Source organism: Bartonella sp. CL63NXGY (genome assembly GCF_042194905.1).
Taxonomy (GTDB): Bacteria; Pseudomonadota; Alphaproteobacteria; order Rhizobiales; family Rhizobiaceae; genus Bartonella.
On sequence record NZ_JBHINK010000162.1, the window covers coordinates 1 to 531 of the forward strand.

Genomic DNA, 531 nt, shown 5'->3' on the forward strand with positions numbered 1-531 from the left:
GTAGAATTACGTTTCTAGCAAATGGTGAGATTAGCGCTAAATCAACAGATGCTGTAACGGGTAGTCAGCTTTATTCAATGAATCAGACATTTGCGACGTATTTTGGTGGAGGAGCAGGTTATGATAAAGATGGACAATGGAAGGCTCCAAATTTTGTAATCAAGAAAGTTAATGCAGAAGGGACAGAAAGTGAAGAAAGTTATAAGAGTGTAGCGGAAGCACTTTCTGATATTAGTAGTTCTGTCACGAATGTTCATCATGATGTAACCAATGTAGTGAGTGAAAGCCTTGTCAAGCAGGATGATGAGACGGCTCCTATCACTGTTGGTAAGGAAACAAATGGCACTGTAATTAATGTTGCAAACAAAAGCGGTGTGAAACGGGTTATTTCTGGTGTAGAGGATGCAAAAGATAATAATGATGCCGTTAACAAGGGTCAGCTTGATGCAAGTCTGAAGGAACTTTCTAGCAGCCTTCAGTCTGATGATTCAGCTGTTGTTCATTACGATAAAAAAGATGGTGATAATGGCG

The 531-nt window shown here is 39.7% G+C and carries 1 pseudogene; it reads left to right on the forward strand.

Features of this window, described 5'->3' with window-relative positions:
- Nucleotides 1–531, forward strand: a pseudogene (locus ACFIK0_RS09915) (hypothetical protein); the annotation flags it as partial.